Here is a 13,959-nt window from a genome sequence, read left to right as displayed (position 1 = left end):
ATCCGGCCCGGATATCGCCCCGGGCGGCGGAGGCGCGCATGAACGGCGGCCGGCCGGGCACCCGTCGCGGTACGGAGCCGGGGTACGGGACATCCCGCACATACCCTGCCTTCCGGCCTGCCCGCGGACACGGGAAGGTCACCCTCCGGCCACCGTTCGATTACATGCGCCCTCTTCCTGAATAGAAGCCCCGGATCGGGCAGGCGCCAAGCCTGTCCGGACTGTTCGACTGCTTCAGGAGATTGCGAACCATGGCTGACTTCCCGAACCTGTCCCGCCGGGGATTCCTCAACCGATCGGCAGCGGTGGGCGGTCTGCTCGTCGTCCCCGGCCTCCTCGCCGCGTGCAGCAAGACCGGTGAGGGCTCCGCCGACGGCGAAGGCGCGCTGGAAAAGCTCCGCAAGCAGGGTTTCGTACGGGTCGCCTACGCCGACGAGGCCCCGTACGGCTACATGGAGGGCAAGGAACTCAAGGGCGAGGCGCCCACGTTGCACCGCGAGATCTTCAAGGCGCTGGGCGTGGACGAACTGAAGCCCACCCTGTCCGAGTGGGACGGCCTGATCCCCGGGCTCCAGGCCGGCAAGTACGACGTGGTCAGCGCCGGCATGGCGATCACCCCGGACCGCTGCGCCAACGCCCTCTTCTCGGAGCCGGAGTTCATCTCGCCGACCGCGCTGATGGTGAAGAAGGGCAACCCCAAGAAGGTCACCGACCTCGCCTCCGCGAAGGAGGCCGGGATCACCCTCGGCGTGATGGCGGGCGCGGTCGAGGGTTCGTACGCCAAGGGCGCCGGCATCCCCGAGGGCAAGATCAAGACCCTCCAGAAGCCGCAGGACGGCGCGGACGCGGTCAAGGGCGGCCGGGTCGACGCGTTCCTGCTGACCGGCATCTCGCTGCGCTGGCTCGCCAAGACCAACGAGGGCACCGAGGTGACCGAGGCGTTCCTGCCCGAGCTGGACGGCGCGAAGCAGTACAGCCCCGGCGGCGCGGTCTTCCGCAAGGGCAACGAGGAGCTGCGCGACGCGTTCAACCGCGAGCTGAAGAAGATCGTCGCCGACAAGTCCCGCTATGTGGAGCTGCTGCGCGACTACGGCTTCGGGGCGACCGAACTGCCGCCGGCCACGCTGAAGACGGCCGATCTGTGCAAGGGCTGACAGGGACGGTACCCACCGCATGAATGATTTCTTCTCGGCCTTCGCCGACGATCTGCCGCAGCTGCGGTCCGGCCTGTGGGTGACCCTGGAGGCCACGGTGTTCGGCGCCCTGGTGGCGCTGGTCCTGTCCTTCGTCCTCGGCCTGTTGTCGCTCAGCCGGCTCATGCTGTCGCGCGGGGTCTCCCGCGTGGTCGTGGAGTTCTTCCGCGGCACCTCGCTGTACGTCCAGCTGTTCTGGCTGTACTACGCGATGCCGCAGCTGACCGGGTACGAACTGACGCCGCTGGTCTGCGGGGTGATGGCATTCGGCCTCAACTACGGGGCGTACGGCGCCGAAGTGGTGCGCGGCGCGGTCAACTCCGTACCGCGCGGGCAGTACGAGGCGGCGCTCGCGCTGAACATGTCGCCGCTGCACCGGATGCGCAAGGTGATCCTGCCGCAGGCGTGGGTGCAGATGATCCCGTCGTTCACCAACCTGCTGATCCAGCTGCTGAAGGCGACCCCGCTGCTGTGGCTGATCTCGGCGGCGGACCTGATGACCGCCGTCGAGAAGCTCCGCAGCCGTACGGGCGAGACCCTCACCGCGTACGCGACGCTGCTGGTCTGCTACTTCGTCCTGGCCTACGCCCTGACCCTGCTCATGAACCTGCTGGAGCGGTCCGCCAAGCGGCGGCTCGGTCTGGCCGCGGGCGGGAAGAGCCTGCTGAAGAGCCGTAGCGCCGTGTCCGCCGCCCAGGCCGGAGGTGCCCGGTGAACAACGACTTCGACTGGGGCGCCGTCGGCGACGCGTTCCCCCAGGTCCTCAACGGGTTCTGGGTGACCCTGCTGGCCACGGTGTTCGGCACCCTGGTCGCCGCGGTGCTCGGGCTGGCCATCGCGGTCGCCGGGCGGGCCCCGAGCCGGCTGGTGACCGTGCCGGTGAGGACGGTGATGGAGTTCATCCGCTCCACCCCGCTGATCGTGCAACTGGTGGGCGCCGCAGCCCTGTTCACGTCCGTGGAGCCGCTGACGATCGGCATCGTGGTGCTGGGCGTCCACTACGCCACGTACACCTCCGAGGTGTACCGCGCCGGCATCGACGCCGTGCCGAAGGGGCAGTGGGAGGCGTGCCGGGCGCTGTCGCTGACGCCCCGGCGGACCTGGCAGACCGTGATCCTGCCGCAGGCCGTGCGCAACGTGGTGCCCGCGCTGGGCAACTACGCGATCTCGATGTTCAAGGAAACACCCTTCCTCGCCGTGATCACCGTGCACGAGATGCTCTTCGAGGCACGCGACTACGGCACCAAGCACTTCGTGTTCACCGAGGTGTTCACGCTCGCCGGCCTGATCTTCCTGGTCGCGAGCTACCCCACGTCACTCCTGATGAGGAAGCTGGAGAAGCGCCTTGGCCACTGAACCCCTCCCCCTGCAGAAGAACGCGGCCACGGCCTCCGAGGCCGTCGCGCCCGTCGACGCCTCCAAGGACGGCGGCCCCCCGCTCGTCCGCTTCGACAAGGTCGTCAAGCGCTACGGGGACCACACGGTCCTGGACGAGCTGGACTTCACCGTCGAGCGCGGCGAACACGTCACCCTGATCGGGCCCAGTGGCTCGGGCAAGACGACGATCCTGCGCCTCCTGATGACACTGGAGCGGGTCAGCGACGGCGTGATCTGGGTCAACGGCGAACCGCTGACGCACGTCCGGGCGCCGGACGGCTCGCTGAAGCCGGCGTCCGAGAAGCACCTGCGGGCGGCCCGCCGGAGGATCGGCATGGTCTTCCAGCAGTTCAACCTCTTCCCCAACATGAAGGTGCTCCAGAACATCACCGAGGCGCCCGTCAACGTCCTCGGCATGGACCGGGACAAGGCGGAGGCCCGGGCCCGGGAGCTGCTGGAGCTGGTCGGGCTCTCCGGCAAGGTCGACGCGCACCCCTCGCAGCTGTCCGGCGGGCAGCAGCAGCGTGTCGCGATCGCCCGTGCGCTGGCGATGGAGCCGGAGATCCTGCTCCTGGACGAGGTGACCTCCGCGCTGGACCCGGAGCTGGTGGCGGGGGTGCTGGAGCTGCTGACGGACATCGCCAGGAACACCGACATCACGATGCTCTGCGTGACCCACGAGATGAGTTTCGCCCGGGACGTCTCGGAGAAGGTGCTGATGTTCGACGCCGGACGGGTCGTGGAGTCCGGTTCGCCGGAGAAAATCTTCTCCGATCCCTCGCACGAACGCACGCGCGAATTCCTCAACGCAGTGCTGTGACCTCGGCATACGTCGCTCGCGCATGACGGAGGCATATGCCATACGGGTGCGCCCCTGCTGACAGCTCCGGGGCGCACCCACGAGTCCGCCGCACACCGCCCCGAACAGGCCGTCGGCGGCTATCGTGGTGGCGAGGCAGGGGGGCCCGCGAACCGGCCTCCGGTCCCGACTGGCAGGGGGAAGCCGTGGTGTTGAAGCCCGAACCGACCGCGCCGTTCCACTCGGTGCAGTACGCCCTTCGCGTTCTCGAAACGGTCTCCAAGCACGGCAGCGGGGTCACCGAGGCCCAGCTCTCCCGGGAGACGGGGCTGCCCGTCGGCCACCTCACCTCCCTGCTGCTGACGCTGCGCCGCGAGGGCTACGTCGAACAGATCACCGACGGGGCGTACGTCATCGGCGCCTCGCTGCTGCTCCTCGGCTCGGGCGCGGCCCGCCGCCAGGCCCTGGAGTCCAAGCTCCAGCAGACCCTGGCCCAGCTCCGCGACTCGGTCGGCGCGGCGGTCTACATCAGCCGGTACGTCGACGGCGAGATCCGCGTCACGCAGTACGCGGACAGCCCGCTCACCCCGGCCGTCAACGAGTGGGTGGACTTCAGGTCGGCCGCGCACGCCTCGGCGATCGGCAAGTGCCTGCTGACCCAGCTCGACCAGAACGGCCGGCGCGACCACATCGCCCGGCACAAGACGCCCCGGCTGACCTCGCGGACGATCACCAGCGAGAAGGTCCTCTTCTCCAAGCTGGACAGCCAGCCGGCCACGGTCCCGGTGCTCGACCTCCAGGAGTACGCGGTCGGCACGGTGTGCGCGGCGGTGCCGCTGACCGCCGGGTCGTCGGCGGGCTGCCTGGCGCTGTCGATGCCGGTGAAGGACGCGCACCGGCTGCGCGCGGCGGCGGACACGCTGAACCGGCGCGCGGCCCCGATGCTGCTGTCGCTGGCCCTGTAGGTCCGGCGGGGCGGCTGGTCACCAGCACCCCTCCGGACCAGGTATTATTTTCACGTCACCACGCGCCGCTAGCTCAGTTGGTTAGAGCAGCTGACTCTTAATCAGCGGGTCCGGGGTTCGAGTCCCTGGCGGCGCACAGACAACGCACGAGGCGGTTTCCGTATCCACGGAGACCGCCTCGTGCGTTTTGCGCTGCCCTCCGTCATGTACAAACGTTTTACACAGTCGTACTAGACAACTGTTTTAAACAATCGTATATTCCTTGGCATGACGAACCCCACGAGCACCACCGCCGCCGCCGGCGCACTCGCCGGACGTCGGGAGTGGACCGCCTTCCTGGTCCTGCTCCTCCCCCTCCTCCTCGTCTCGATGGACGTCTCCGTCCTCTTCTTCGCGATCCCGTCCATCGACCGGGACCTCGCCCCCAGCGCGACGCAGCAGCTGTGGATCTTCGATGTGTACGCCTTCGCCCTGGCCGGCCTCCTCATCACGATGGGCTCCCTGGGCGACCGCATCGGCCGCCGCAAGCTGCTGATGATCGGGGCGCTCGCCTTCGGCGCCGCCTCGGTCTGCGCCGCCTACGCGAACAGCCCGGAGATGCTGATCGCGGCCCGGGCGGTCCTCGGGATCGGCGGGGCGACGCTGATGCCGTCCACGATCGGGCTCGTGCGCAACATGTTCCGGAACGAGCAGCAGCGGGCGAAGGCGATCGGCATCTGGTCGGGCGCCATGGCCGGCGGGGTCGCGCTCGGCTCGGTGCTCAGCGGGGTGATGCTCCAGCACTTCTGGTGGGGCTCGGTCTTCCTGATCAACGTGCCCGCGATGGTGCTGCTGCTGGCGCTCGTGCCGCTGCTGGTGCCGGAGTTCAAGGACCCGAACCCGGGCCGCTTCGACTTCAGAAGCGTCCCGCTGTCCATGGGCGCGGTGCTGCCGGTGGTCTACGGCATCAAGGAGAGCGCCGCCCACGGGTTCGACATCACCTGGGCCGCGGTGATCGCCGCCGGGCTGGCCGTCGGCTGGGTCTTCGTCCACCGGCAGCACACCCGCCCCGACGCGATGATCAGCCGGGAGCTGTTCCGGGGCCGGGGCTTCGGCACCGGGATCGGACTCAACGCGCTGGCCTCCTTCGCGATGATGGGCTCGGCCTTCTTCACCACCCAGTACCTGCAGTCGGTGCTCGGCATGAGCACGATGGAGGCCGCGCTGTGGAGCCTGGCCCCGTCCCTGGCGGTCGGCGCGGCGGCGCCCGCGGCGACCGTGCTCGCCCAGCGGGTGCAGCGGGCATACGTGGTCTGCGGCGGGTTCACCGTCGGCGCGGCCGGCTTCGGGGTCTTCACGCTGGCCGGGACCGACTCGCTGGTCCTGCTGCTGATCGGCTCGGCCGTGATGAGCAGCGGCATCGTCGCGGTGATGGCGCTCGTCTCGGACATGGCGATGTCCGCCAGCCCGCCGGAGAAGGCCGGCTCGGCCGCCTCGCTCCTGGAGACCGGAGGGGAGTTCGGAGGGGCGCTGGGCATGGCCCTGCTGGGCGCCGTCGCCACCGCGGTCTACCGGGCGGACATGCCCGCCGCCGCCCCCGAGGCCGCCCGCAAGACCCTGCCGGGCGCGCTGGCCACCGGTGACGACTCGCTGATCGCGATCGGCCGGGACGCCTTCGTGCACAGCATGCGGTACGCCTCGATGACCGGGTCCCTGGTCCTGCTGACCGGTGCGGTGCTCGCGGCGACCCTGCTGCGCCGGGCGACCCGGCCGGCACCGGCCACGGCTCCGGTCCCGGCCGGGGTCTGACCGTGACCCGGCCGGCACCGGCACAGCGAAGCCCCGGGGAGTCCTTGGACTCCCCGGGGCTCGCCGTGCTGCCCGCCGGCAGCACGTCACCTACGCGGCACGGTCACCCGCAGGCGTCAGAACTGGACGTCCGAGCACGCGTAGAACGCGTTGGCCGTGTCCGCGATGTTCCAGACGCTCAGGATGATGTGCTTCCCGGACTTCTGGGTCGGGATGGTGCCCTGCTGGGTCAGGGTCGCCGGGGGCTGCTGGTTGTTGTACGGCACCGTCATGAACGGCTGCGGCTCCAGGTCGGCCCGGGTGAGCGGCTTGGTGGGGTCCCAGCCGTCCTTGGTGATGTAGTACCGGAAGTCCGTGGTGGCGTGGCGGGCGGTGAACTGCCAGCGGAAGCTGAAGCCCTGGCCGGCGGTCACGTTGGTGGCGGGCCAGTTGCCGCCGCGCGGGTCGTCCAGCTGGGCGAACTCGCCATGGCCACCGGAGCAGATCGCCCCGTCGGCCGGCCCGGCCGCCGGGAAGCCCTTCGGTCCCTCGACGCTCTGCGGCTCCCACTGGATGTTGCCGCAGCCGGTCACCGTCCCGTTGGCGCACAGCTTCTGACGGCTGATCGGGCTGTCCGTGTAGCCGTGGCTGCTGGCGCTGCTCGTCGCGAACATCGAGACGCCCGCTACCGCCAGGCCGACCAGGGCCGCGCTTGCCTTCATACGCATGAGATGTCGCTCCTCGGATCGTGGGGGGAGTGGGGATTCCATGAGCACTGCCGCGTACGCGCGTTCTGCGGTCTAGACCAAGGCTTAGATTATTGCCGCGCCTTGACCATGTCCAGACCAATGAGCGCAGGATTCCGGTAGCCCTGGAACCTCCCCCCACGCCTCCTCAGTTGCCGTCGCCCCCGGTCCGCCCTACGTAGAACGCCACCGTCAAGTCCTTGACCAGCGCCTTCCGTTCGTAATCGTCCAGCTCCACGAGCCCTCGTTCCGTGAGCCTGCTGACGGTGTCGTCCACCGCGTCGACGACCGAAGTCAGCACGCTGTCCCGGTGCTGCGCGTCGATCGCCGCGATCCGGCGCCGCTGCATGGCCGCCGCGACCTCCGGCGCGTACTCGATCCCGGTCGGCTGGGCGGAGTACACCTCGACGCCGACCGGCTCGCAGTCCGCCTTCAGCATCCGGGTCAGCGCGTCGCCGACCGCCTCCGCGTCGCGCAGGGTGTGCGCGTCCTCGTGGAAGGCGTCGGCGGGCAGCTGGGACAGGACCCGGGCCATCGCGGCCTCGACCTGCTCGCGCAGGTACGCCTCGTGGTCCTCGATCCCGAGCGCCGCCCGCACGGTGTCCTTGACCCGCCACACGACCTGGACGACGACCCGCAGCGCCGTGCCGTTCGCGTCCACGGCGGGCAGCGGCTCGCTGCGCCAGTGCCGCAGCCGTACGTCGATCCGGCGGCGCAGCAGCAGCGGGCTGACCCACACCAGACCGGTGCGCCGCACGCTGCCCCGGTACTGCCCGAAGAGCGTGAGCACCCAGGCGTGCCCGACCCGTCCCCGGCCCAGGCCGCCGAGCGCGAAGAGCACCACGGCCGTCAGGAACACGAGCGCCGCCCAGGCGCCGGTGGGCAGCCCTTCGTACGGGCGCGGCCCGAGCCCGACCCGGGCGAGCACGGCGGCCGGAACCACCCCGGTCCACCACAGGACACCGCCCGCCGCCGCGATCCCGCCGAAGCCGGTGAGCAGCGCGGCCCAGCCGGGCAGCGCGGGCCCGGGCCGCTCGCGCAGCCGGGGGTCGGCGTCGGGGGCGGGCCGGGTCGAGGGCCGCACCCGCGGTGTCCTCGGCACGGGGGGCCGCCGCACCCCGGCACCCGGCTCGCCCCCGCCCGGCCGTACGACGGTGGGCGGCACGGCGGCGGCACCGGCGCGCTGGTCCTCGCGGAAGAGGAGGTGCACGGGGATGGAGGCGGTGCGCTCGTTGGCGATGACCGCCTGGTGACGGCCGCTGTCCCGGATGGGGTCGGGGCGGGGCACGCGGCCGCCGGTGAGAGCGAGGACGGGCTCGGGCCGGGGAGCGTCCACGAGGGGCACGGCGTCCTCGGGCGCCGCGTCCTTGACGGGTTCCGGCGCGGGCGCCTCCGCAGGACGCGCGTCCTCGGGCGCCGCGTCCTGCGGCTCCTCCGCGCGGGCCTCGGCCGGCACCGACACCGAAGCGGAGGTGGCCCCGAGCGAGGTCTTGCGGTCCTCCTCGCCCGACGGGAGGTCGAGCACCAGATCGACGACGGAATCCGTGTCCCCGCCGCCGTCCGGAGCGGCCGGCTCCGGCACCTCCGCGACCTGGACCACTACGTCCTCGTCCGAGGGCACCGACACCGAGACGGGCCTGAAGAGGGGAGGCGGCTCGGGCGCGCGGGGCGCAGCCGGGCCGGCACCCCGCACCGGCAGCCCCTCGGCGACCGGCTCGTCCGCCGCGGCCCGCGCGGCCCAGGCGTCCGTGACGCTGCCCGCTCCGCCCGGGCCGACCCATTCCCCTACCGGGACCGCTCCGTACTCCGTCTCCTGGCCGTACTCCGGGTTTCCGGAGCTGTCCGACACCGTGGATCGCATTTCCGCCTCCGTCATGTCCGTCGTGTCACGCGAAGAGTCGCCGCCAGGTCTCCGGGCCCGGATAGCCGTCGGCCTCCGTCCCCCGCCAGCCCTGGGCCTTCTGGAAGGTCTCGACATTGCGCCGGTCCGCCTCGGTCCACCGGGGGCTGGGGCCCAGCCGGTAGTGCGCGCCGTACCCCTTCTTCACCAACTGTTTTCCGAGCCGGTCGACATGGCTGTTGGACCGACCCGGCCGGAAATAGCCCCGTCCGGGAAAGGCCGGGGCCGCCTTCGCGCCGCCCTGCCCGCTCGCGGCGGGGATGTCGCGGCCGGTTCCGGTCACCAGCAGCCGCCAGGTGTCGGGGCCGGGGATGCCGTCGGCCTCGGCGCCCTTCCACCCCTAGGCCTGCTGGAACGCCCGGGTGGCCCGGCGGTCGGCGTCGGTCCAGACCGGGTCGGGGCCGATCTTGTAGAAGCGCTTGCCGCCCCGGGCGACGAGCATCGCGCCGAGCCGGGTCACGTACGCGTTCTTCGTGCGGGGCCCGAACTTCGCCACGCCGGGGAACGGGTCCTTCTCCGCCTCGCTGCCGGACTTCCCCGTGCTCAGGCCCTTGTAGCGGTAGGCGACATAGCTCGCGGAGTTGGTCCAGTACGCCATGGGCGTCGTCTGCTTGCGGGTGTGCGGCTTGGTCTGCTCGTACGCCGTGTAGTGCGTGTGCGTGGAAGTGGTCCAGCCGCCGAAGATCGTGACGTGCGAGCCGTTCCCGGGGTCGGCGAGGTTGTGGAAGAGCAGGATGTCGCCGGGCTGGAGGTCCGCGCGGGCGATGCGGGTGCCGTACGCGGCGAGGCTGCCGGTCCACTCGTTGCCCGGCAGGTTCCAGGCCATCGACACATAGCCGGAGCAGTCCTGCCGGTACCCGTCCGACCAGTACTTCGACATGCTGTACGGGACCTGCGCGTCCAGCCACTTCTTCGCGCGGTTGATGATCTCGGTCCGGGTCGTCGCCCGCGGCTCGGGCGTCGCGGCCTGGGTCGCCGCCGGTCCCGGCGAACCCACGCCCTGGAGCGGACCCGGCAGCCCCTGGGGGCTGTCCGGCAGCGGGCCGATACCGGTCGGCACCCCCGTGCCGGGTACCGGGGCGGGGTCGGCGGGCGCCCCGGCGGACTCCGCGGCCCCGCCGCCGAGCACCACCCCGGCGGCGGTGACCAGCACCATCGCGCGCCGTGCGCCGTGCGCGGCCGGGTGTCCCCCGTACCGCACGGGAAGTCCCCCGGCGGCGGTCCGCCGCTGGGCGGCGCAGCCGGGGCAGGGGCAGTCGATGGCGGGTACGTACTCCTCGAAGGCCGGCACAGTCATGCGATTCCCCTCCGCAGTCGTCAAGTTCCTCGGGCGCATCTGCTCGGGCGTCAGCGTGGCAACGATCGCGACCTACGTCGCGACATACCGCAGTTTGACGGATAGAAGGGAAAAAACGACCATCCGACAGGCCGGGAAGGCCGGAGGGTGTCAGGAGCACCGCCGGGGATCGGGTAGAGTTTTCCAGGTCAGCAGGCGCCGCTAGCTCAGTTGGTTAGAGCAGCTGACTCTTAATCAGCGGGTCCGGGGTTCGAGTCCCTGGCGGCGCACGCACAGCCAAGGCCCCCTCGCTTCACGCGAGGGGGCCTTGGTCGTTCTTCGATGCGCTTCCGCGACCGCTTCACGCGTGCGGAGGGTGACCGGTTATCGACGTAAAGTCAGAAAACGGCTGGGCGGACGGGGCGCGTCCCCCTACAGTGGGGGGTGCGGCGGACCCGGACGCCACCGACCTCCCGTGTCCGCGCCGGGCCACTCCCGCGGCCCGCGCACCGCGGTCGAGGACCGGCCCGGCCGCAGCCCGGGGAACGGGCGGCGGCCGGGCCGGGTACCGGTCCTTCGCGCGGATCAGGCCGCCTTCGCCGTGCTCTTCTCCGCCGTCAGGTAGGCCGAGACGATCACATTCGCGGTGTACGAGTGGGACTTCTGGTCGTACGTGCCGCCGCAGGTGATCAGCCGCAGCTCCGCCCGCCCGTCCTTGCGGGGCCCGTACGCCTTCTGGGCGTCGAACCGGGCACGGGTGAGGACCTGCACGTCATCGATGGTGAACTCGGCGACCGTGCCGTCCGTGCGGGTCACGTCGACCTTCGCGCCGGGGCGGGCCGCGCTGAGCCCGTAGAAGACGGCGGGCTTGGTCTCGGTGTCGACATGGCCGACGAAGAGGGCCGGTCCCTCGGCGCCGGGCCGGGTGCCGTCCCCGTACCAGCCGACCGTCTGGGGCGTGTCGAAGGACGGCGGCTCGATGGCGCCGTCCGCGTCGAGGCCCCGGGAGACGACGGGGGCCTCGACGCCGATCGACGGGATCTCGACGCTCTTCGGCGCGACGCCCCCGATCGGCGCGTGCGCCGGGGGCAGCGGCACGCCGAGCGGGCGCCCGACCGCGGCGACGTCGCCGGTGGTCGGGGCCGAGCCGATGCCCGAGCCGTCCGTGATCCCGCGGCCCCAGAGCCACAGGCCCAGCAGGATGACGGCCCAGGTCACTCCGGTGAGCAGCCTGCCGCGCCCCGCCGCCTCCTCCGGTGCGGACATGTCAGTCGGCCGCCGGACGGCGACGGCGCACGCTGCGGAAGGCGACGGCGACGGCCGCGACCGCGGCCAGTCCGAGGCCGATCACCTCGTGGGCGGTGCCGGGGCCGTCCTGCTCGGCGGTCTCGCTCGCGAGCACGGCGGTGCCTCCGCCGCCCGCGTGGACCGGGGCGATGGGCACGGGCCGCTCGCGGTGCACGACGGTGAGCGTCGCGGTCACCCGGGTGTGCTGGTCGCAGATCGCCTGGACGTCGTAGTCGCCGGGCTCGGCGTCCGCGCGGACGCGCGCCTCGGCGTGGAGCGTTCGGTCGCCGCCGGACGAGAACCGCGCCTCGGAGACGAAGGCGTCGGAGTTCCCCTTGGCCTCCTTGGCCTTGCAGCCGGACAGCTCCAGCTCGACCTCGCCGCCCGGGGCGGCGGACGAGGGCGAGACCGACAGGGCGGCACGGGACCGGGAGTCCTCGTGGCCGGAGCCGGATTCGGCCAGTGCCGAGGGGATCGGCACCAGGGTCGCCGCGGCCAGTGCGGCGGCACAGAACGTGAGGGGTATGGAACGCATCGTGAACCTCCTGAGGGAAGGTTCACGCGCGCCGGGGCTTTTCGCATCCGGAGCGCGGGGGCGCTGGGCCGGTGGAGTGGGCCCCGCTCCCCCGCGTCGAGGCGGTGTCAGCCCAGGTCGACCAGGTCGATCAGGTCCGCGATGGAGTCCACGACCGTGGACGGCCGGAACGGGTACCTGTCGATGTCCGCGACCGTGGTCAGCCCGGTGAGCACCAGGAACGTCTGCATGCCCGCCTCCAGACCGGCCAGCACGTCGGTGTCCATCCGGTCGCCGATCATGGCGCTGGACTCGGAGTGGGCGCCGATCGCGTTGAGCCCGGTGCGCATCATCAGCGGGTTCGGCTTGCCCGCGAAGTAGGGGGCCTTGCCGGTCGCCTTGGTGATCAGGGCGGCGACGGAGCCGGTCGCGGGCAGCGGGCCCTCGGCGGACGGGCCCGTCTCGTCCGGGTTGGTGCAGATGAACCGGGCCCCGGCGTTGATCAGCCGGATCGCCTTGGTGAGCGCCTCGAAGGAGTACGTACGCGTCTCACCGAGCACCACGTAGTCGGGGTCGTGGTCGGTGAGGACGTACCCGATGTCGTGCAGCGCGGTGGTGAGCCCGGCCTCGCCGATGACGTACGCCGTGCCGCCGGGGCGCTGGTCGTCCAGGAACTGGGCGGTGGCGAGGGCGGAGGTCCAGATGTTCTCGACGGGCACGTCCAGGCCCATGCGGTTCAGCCGGGCGTGCAGGTCGCGGGCGGTGTAGATCGAGTTGTTGGTCAGGACCAGGAAGGGCAGTCCCGAGTCACGCAGCCGCTTGATGAAGGCGTCGGCGCCGGGGATCGGGGTGCCCTCGTGGATGAGGACTCCGTCCATGTCGGTCAGCCAGGACGAGATCGGCTTGCGCTCTGCCATGTGGGACTCCAGTTGCCGTACGCCAGATGCGGGGACGCCGGCGGCACCGCGTTGTGCAGCGCCGACGGCCCCGAGTTTAGGCCGATAGCTTGACCTGGAGGTACTGGCTGACCACTTGGTGATCAGTGGTTCGTGCGGCGGTTCCGGCGGGCGGCGAGCACCATCGCGCCGCCGCCGATCAGGAATCCGGAGACGGTCAGGGCGGGTAGGGGGAGGGGAACGGAGATGCCGGTGGCGGCGAGCTGCGGTACCCCCGCCGGGTCGGTGCCCGGGGGCACGGGGCGCCGGGTGGTACCCGTCCTGCCCGGGTCCGCGTACCCCTCGTCGCCCTTGCCCTTCACCGTGCCGCTCCCCTCGTCCTCGTTCTCGCCGGTGCCGCCCACGTGCTCCCGGGCCGTCCCGTCCGCGCTCTCGCGGTCGCCGTCCGTCTCACCGGTCCCGGTGCCGTCCTCGTCGGGCTCGACCACGGCGAACGGGTAGTCCTCGGACTCGCCGACCCACTCCCCGTCGCCCCCCGTGCCGCTCCCGCCGCCCCGGCGCTGGACGATCGCGGCGTTCGCGGTGATCCGGCCCGGGTTCGTGTCGGAGGTGAAGGCCAGCCGGACCTGAACGGTGACGGTGCGTCCGGCGGGCACGGTGAACCCGGGGAAGGCGTCGTCGCCCTCGCCGCCGAAGACCCCGATGTGCTCGTCCCGGTCGGTCGTCTCCCAGGTCACCCGGTGCTCGACCCCGGGGTGGGCGCGCTCCGAGAACTGGAGCTGGATCTGGTCCGAGGTCAGCGCCCGTTCCTCGTCGGTGAGGACGAGCACGGGGTGGATCGCCCGGCAGGACTCGGTGGTCGTGTTCGTCAGGTCCAGGAACCAGGTGCCGTAGCCGCCGCCGGACGCGTAGGTCTCGGGCCCGCCGTGGATGCGGGTGTCGATGGGGAAGCCGGCCGACGCGGGGTTCCCGCAGGCCGGCTGCTGGTCGGCGGTGGCCGAGCCGGGGGCGCTCGCCCGGCTCAGCCCGCCGGCCGTTCCGGCGACCGCGCTGCGCTGCGGGGCGGCGGCCGCGGTCGCCCCGCCGAGGACCACGGGCATCACGCTCGCGGCGGCAAGGCCGAGCGCGAGGCCGTGCCGGGTGCGGCCGGTGCCGGGATGTTCGGTGGTCTCGGTGGGCTCTGCGGGTTCGGGTGGCATGGCGGGGCAGCCTCCACTTCGTACGGCAAGGGCCGGTCGG

Annotated in this window: 13 protein-coding genes, 2 tRNA genes and 1 pseudogene; 9 read left to right on the top strand and 7 right to left on the bottom strand. The window is 71.7% G+C overall.

Translation table 11 applies throughout. The features are described from left to right. Positions 1–251 precede the first annotated feature (251 nt). The 7 genes from ehuB (at position 252) to OG867_RS21130 (ending at position 6,122) form a co-directional block, all read left to right on the top strand. Positions 252–1,154 carry an ectoine/hydroxyectoine ABC transporter substrate-binding protein EhuB gene (gene ehuB, locus OG867_RS21160; protein WP_328900298.1) on the top strand — a complete coding sequence of 301 codons (903 nt, stop codon included), beginning with the start codon at positions 252–254 and terminating at the stop codon, positions 1,152–1,154. A gap of 19 nt (positions 1,155–1,173) precedes the next feature. After that, on the top strand, positions 1,174–1,908 hold the full coding sequence (gene ehuC, locus OG867_RS21155; protein WP_406287520.1) for an ectoine/hydroxyectoine ABC transporter permease subunit EhuC: 735 nt from the start codon (positions 1,174–1,176) through the stop codon (positions 1,906–1,908). Further along, complete coding sequence (gene ehuD, locus OG867_RS21150) at positions 1,905–2,549, top strand: ectoine/hydroxyectoine ABC transporter permease subunit EhuD (RefSeq protein WP_328900300.1); 645 nt, start codon at positions 1,905–1,907, stop codon at positions 2,547–2,549. Before ehuC ends, ehuD begins: the two co-directional genes overlap by 4 nt. Then, the gene (gene ehuA, locus OG867_RS21145; protein ID WP_406287517.1) at positions 2,539–3,390 is read left to right on the top strand and encodes an ectoine/hydroxyectoine ABC transporter ATP-binding protein EhuA; all 852 of its coding nucleotides are present in this window, start codon (positions 2,539–2,541) and stop codon (positions 3,388–3,390) included. Before ehuD ends, ehuA begins: the two co-directional genes overlap by 11 nt. 185 nt (positions 3,391–3,575) lie before the next feature. Continuing rightward, the gene (locus OG867_RS21140) at positions 3,576–4,334 is read left to right on the top strand and encodes an IclR family transcriptional regulator (RefSeq protein WP_026171865.1); all 759 of its coding nucleotides are present in this window, start codon (positions 3,576–3,578) and stop codon (positions 4,332–4,334) included. A gap of 62 nt (positions 4,335–4,396) precedes the next feature. After that, positions 4,397–4,470: transfer RNA gene (locus OG867_RS21135), tRNA-Lys, on the top strand. Positions 4,471–4,601: 131 nt separating this feature from the next. Next, positions 4,602–6,122, top strand: a complete 1,521-nt coding sequence (locus OG867_RS21130) for an MFS transporter (protein WP_406287514.1) — start codon at positions 4,602–4,604, stop codon at positions 6,120–6,122. 116 nt (positions 6,123–6,238) lie between these two features. Here OG867_RS21130 and OG867_RS21125 read toward each other — a convergent pair whose 3' ends face one another. The 3 genes and pseudogenes from OG867_RS21125 to OG867_RS21115 all read right to left on the bottom strand — a co-directional run bounded on the left by OG867_RS21125 (position 6,239) and on the right by OG867_RS21115 (position 10,044). Continuing rightward, the gene (locus OG867_RS21125; protein WP_406287512.1) at positions 6,239–6,829 is read right to left on the bottom strand and encodes a lytic polysaccharide monooxygenase; all 591 of its coding nucleotides are present in this window, start codon (positions 6,827–6,829) and stop codon (positions 6,239–6,241) included. A gap of 166 nt (positions 6,830–6,995) precedes the next feature. Next, positions 6,996–8,708, bottom strand: a complete 1,713-nt coding sequence (locus OG867_RS21120) for an SPFH domain-containing protein (protein ID WP_406287510.1) — start codon at positions 8,706–8,708, stop codon at positions 6,996–6,998. Between the two features lie 25 nt (positions 8,709–8,733). Then, positions 8,734–10,044 (bottom strand): annotated as a pseudogene (locus OG867_RS21115) (peptidoglycan-binding protein). A 101-nt stretch (positions 10,045–10,145) separates the two neighbouring features. Here OG867_RS21115 and OG867_RS21110 point away from each other — a divergent pair. Together OG867_RS21110 and OG867_RS21105 are read left to right on the top strand one after the other, a co-directional pair. After that, positions 10,146–10,262, top strand: a complete 117-nt coding sequence (locus OG867_RS21110; protein WP_406291091.1) for a phage DNA packaging protein J — start codon at positions 10,146–10,148, stop codon at positions 10,260–10,262. Further along, positions 10,240–10,313: transfer RNA gene (locus OG867_RS21105), tRNA-Lys, on the top strand. Before OG867_RS21110 ends, OG867_RS21105 begins: the two co-directional genes overlap by 23 nt. 295 nt (positions 10,314–10,608) lie before the next feature. Here the strand turns inward: OG867_RS21105 and OG867_RS21100 are convergent. From OG867_RS21100 to OG867_RS21085, 4 genes are all read right to left on the bottom strand, one after another. Then, positions 10,609–11,289 carry a class F sortase gene (locus OG867_RS21100; protein WP_328900306.1) on the bottom strand — a complete coding sequence of 227 codons (681 nt, stop codon included), beginning with the start codon at positions 11,287–11,289 and terminating at the stop codon, positions 10,609–10,611. 1 nt (position 11,290) lies between these two features. Continuing rightward, entirely contained in the window at positions 11,291–11,845 is a 555-nt protein-coding gene (locus OG867_RS21095; protein WP_406287507.1) for a hypothetical protein, read from the bottom strand. A 107-nt stretch (positions 11,846–11,952) separates the two neighbouring features. Then, the gene (locus OG867_RS21090) at positions 11,953–12,741 is read right to left on the bottom strand and encodes an HAD-IIA family hydrolase (RefSeq protein WP_328900308.1); all 789 of its coding nucleotides are present in this window, start codon (positions 12,739–12,741) and stop codon (positions 11,953–11,955) included. A gap of 122 nt (positions 12,742–12,863) precedes the next feature. After that, positions 12,864–13,919: a hypothetical protein gene (locus tag OG867_RS21085; protein WP_406287504.1), complete on the bottom strand. Its 1,056-nt coding sequence runs from the start codon at positions 13,917–13,919 to the stop codon at positions 12,864–12,866. Between the last annotated feature and the right edge of the window lie 40 nt (positions 13,920–13,959).

The sequence above is a fragment of the Streptomyces sp. NBC_00209 genome, from assembly GCF_045206345.1.
Classification (GTDB): Bacteria; Actinomycetota; Actinomycetes; order Streptomycetales; family Streptomycetaceae; genus Streptomyces.
This window is presented reverse-complemented; position numbering and strand designations above follow the sequence as displayed.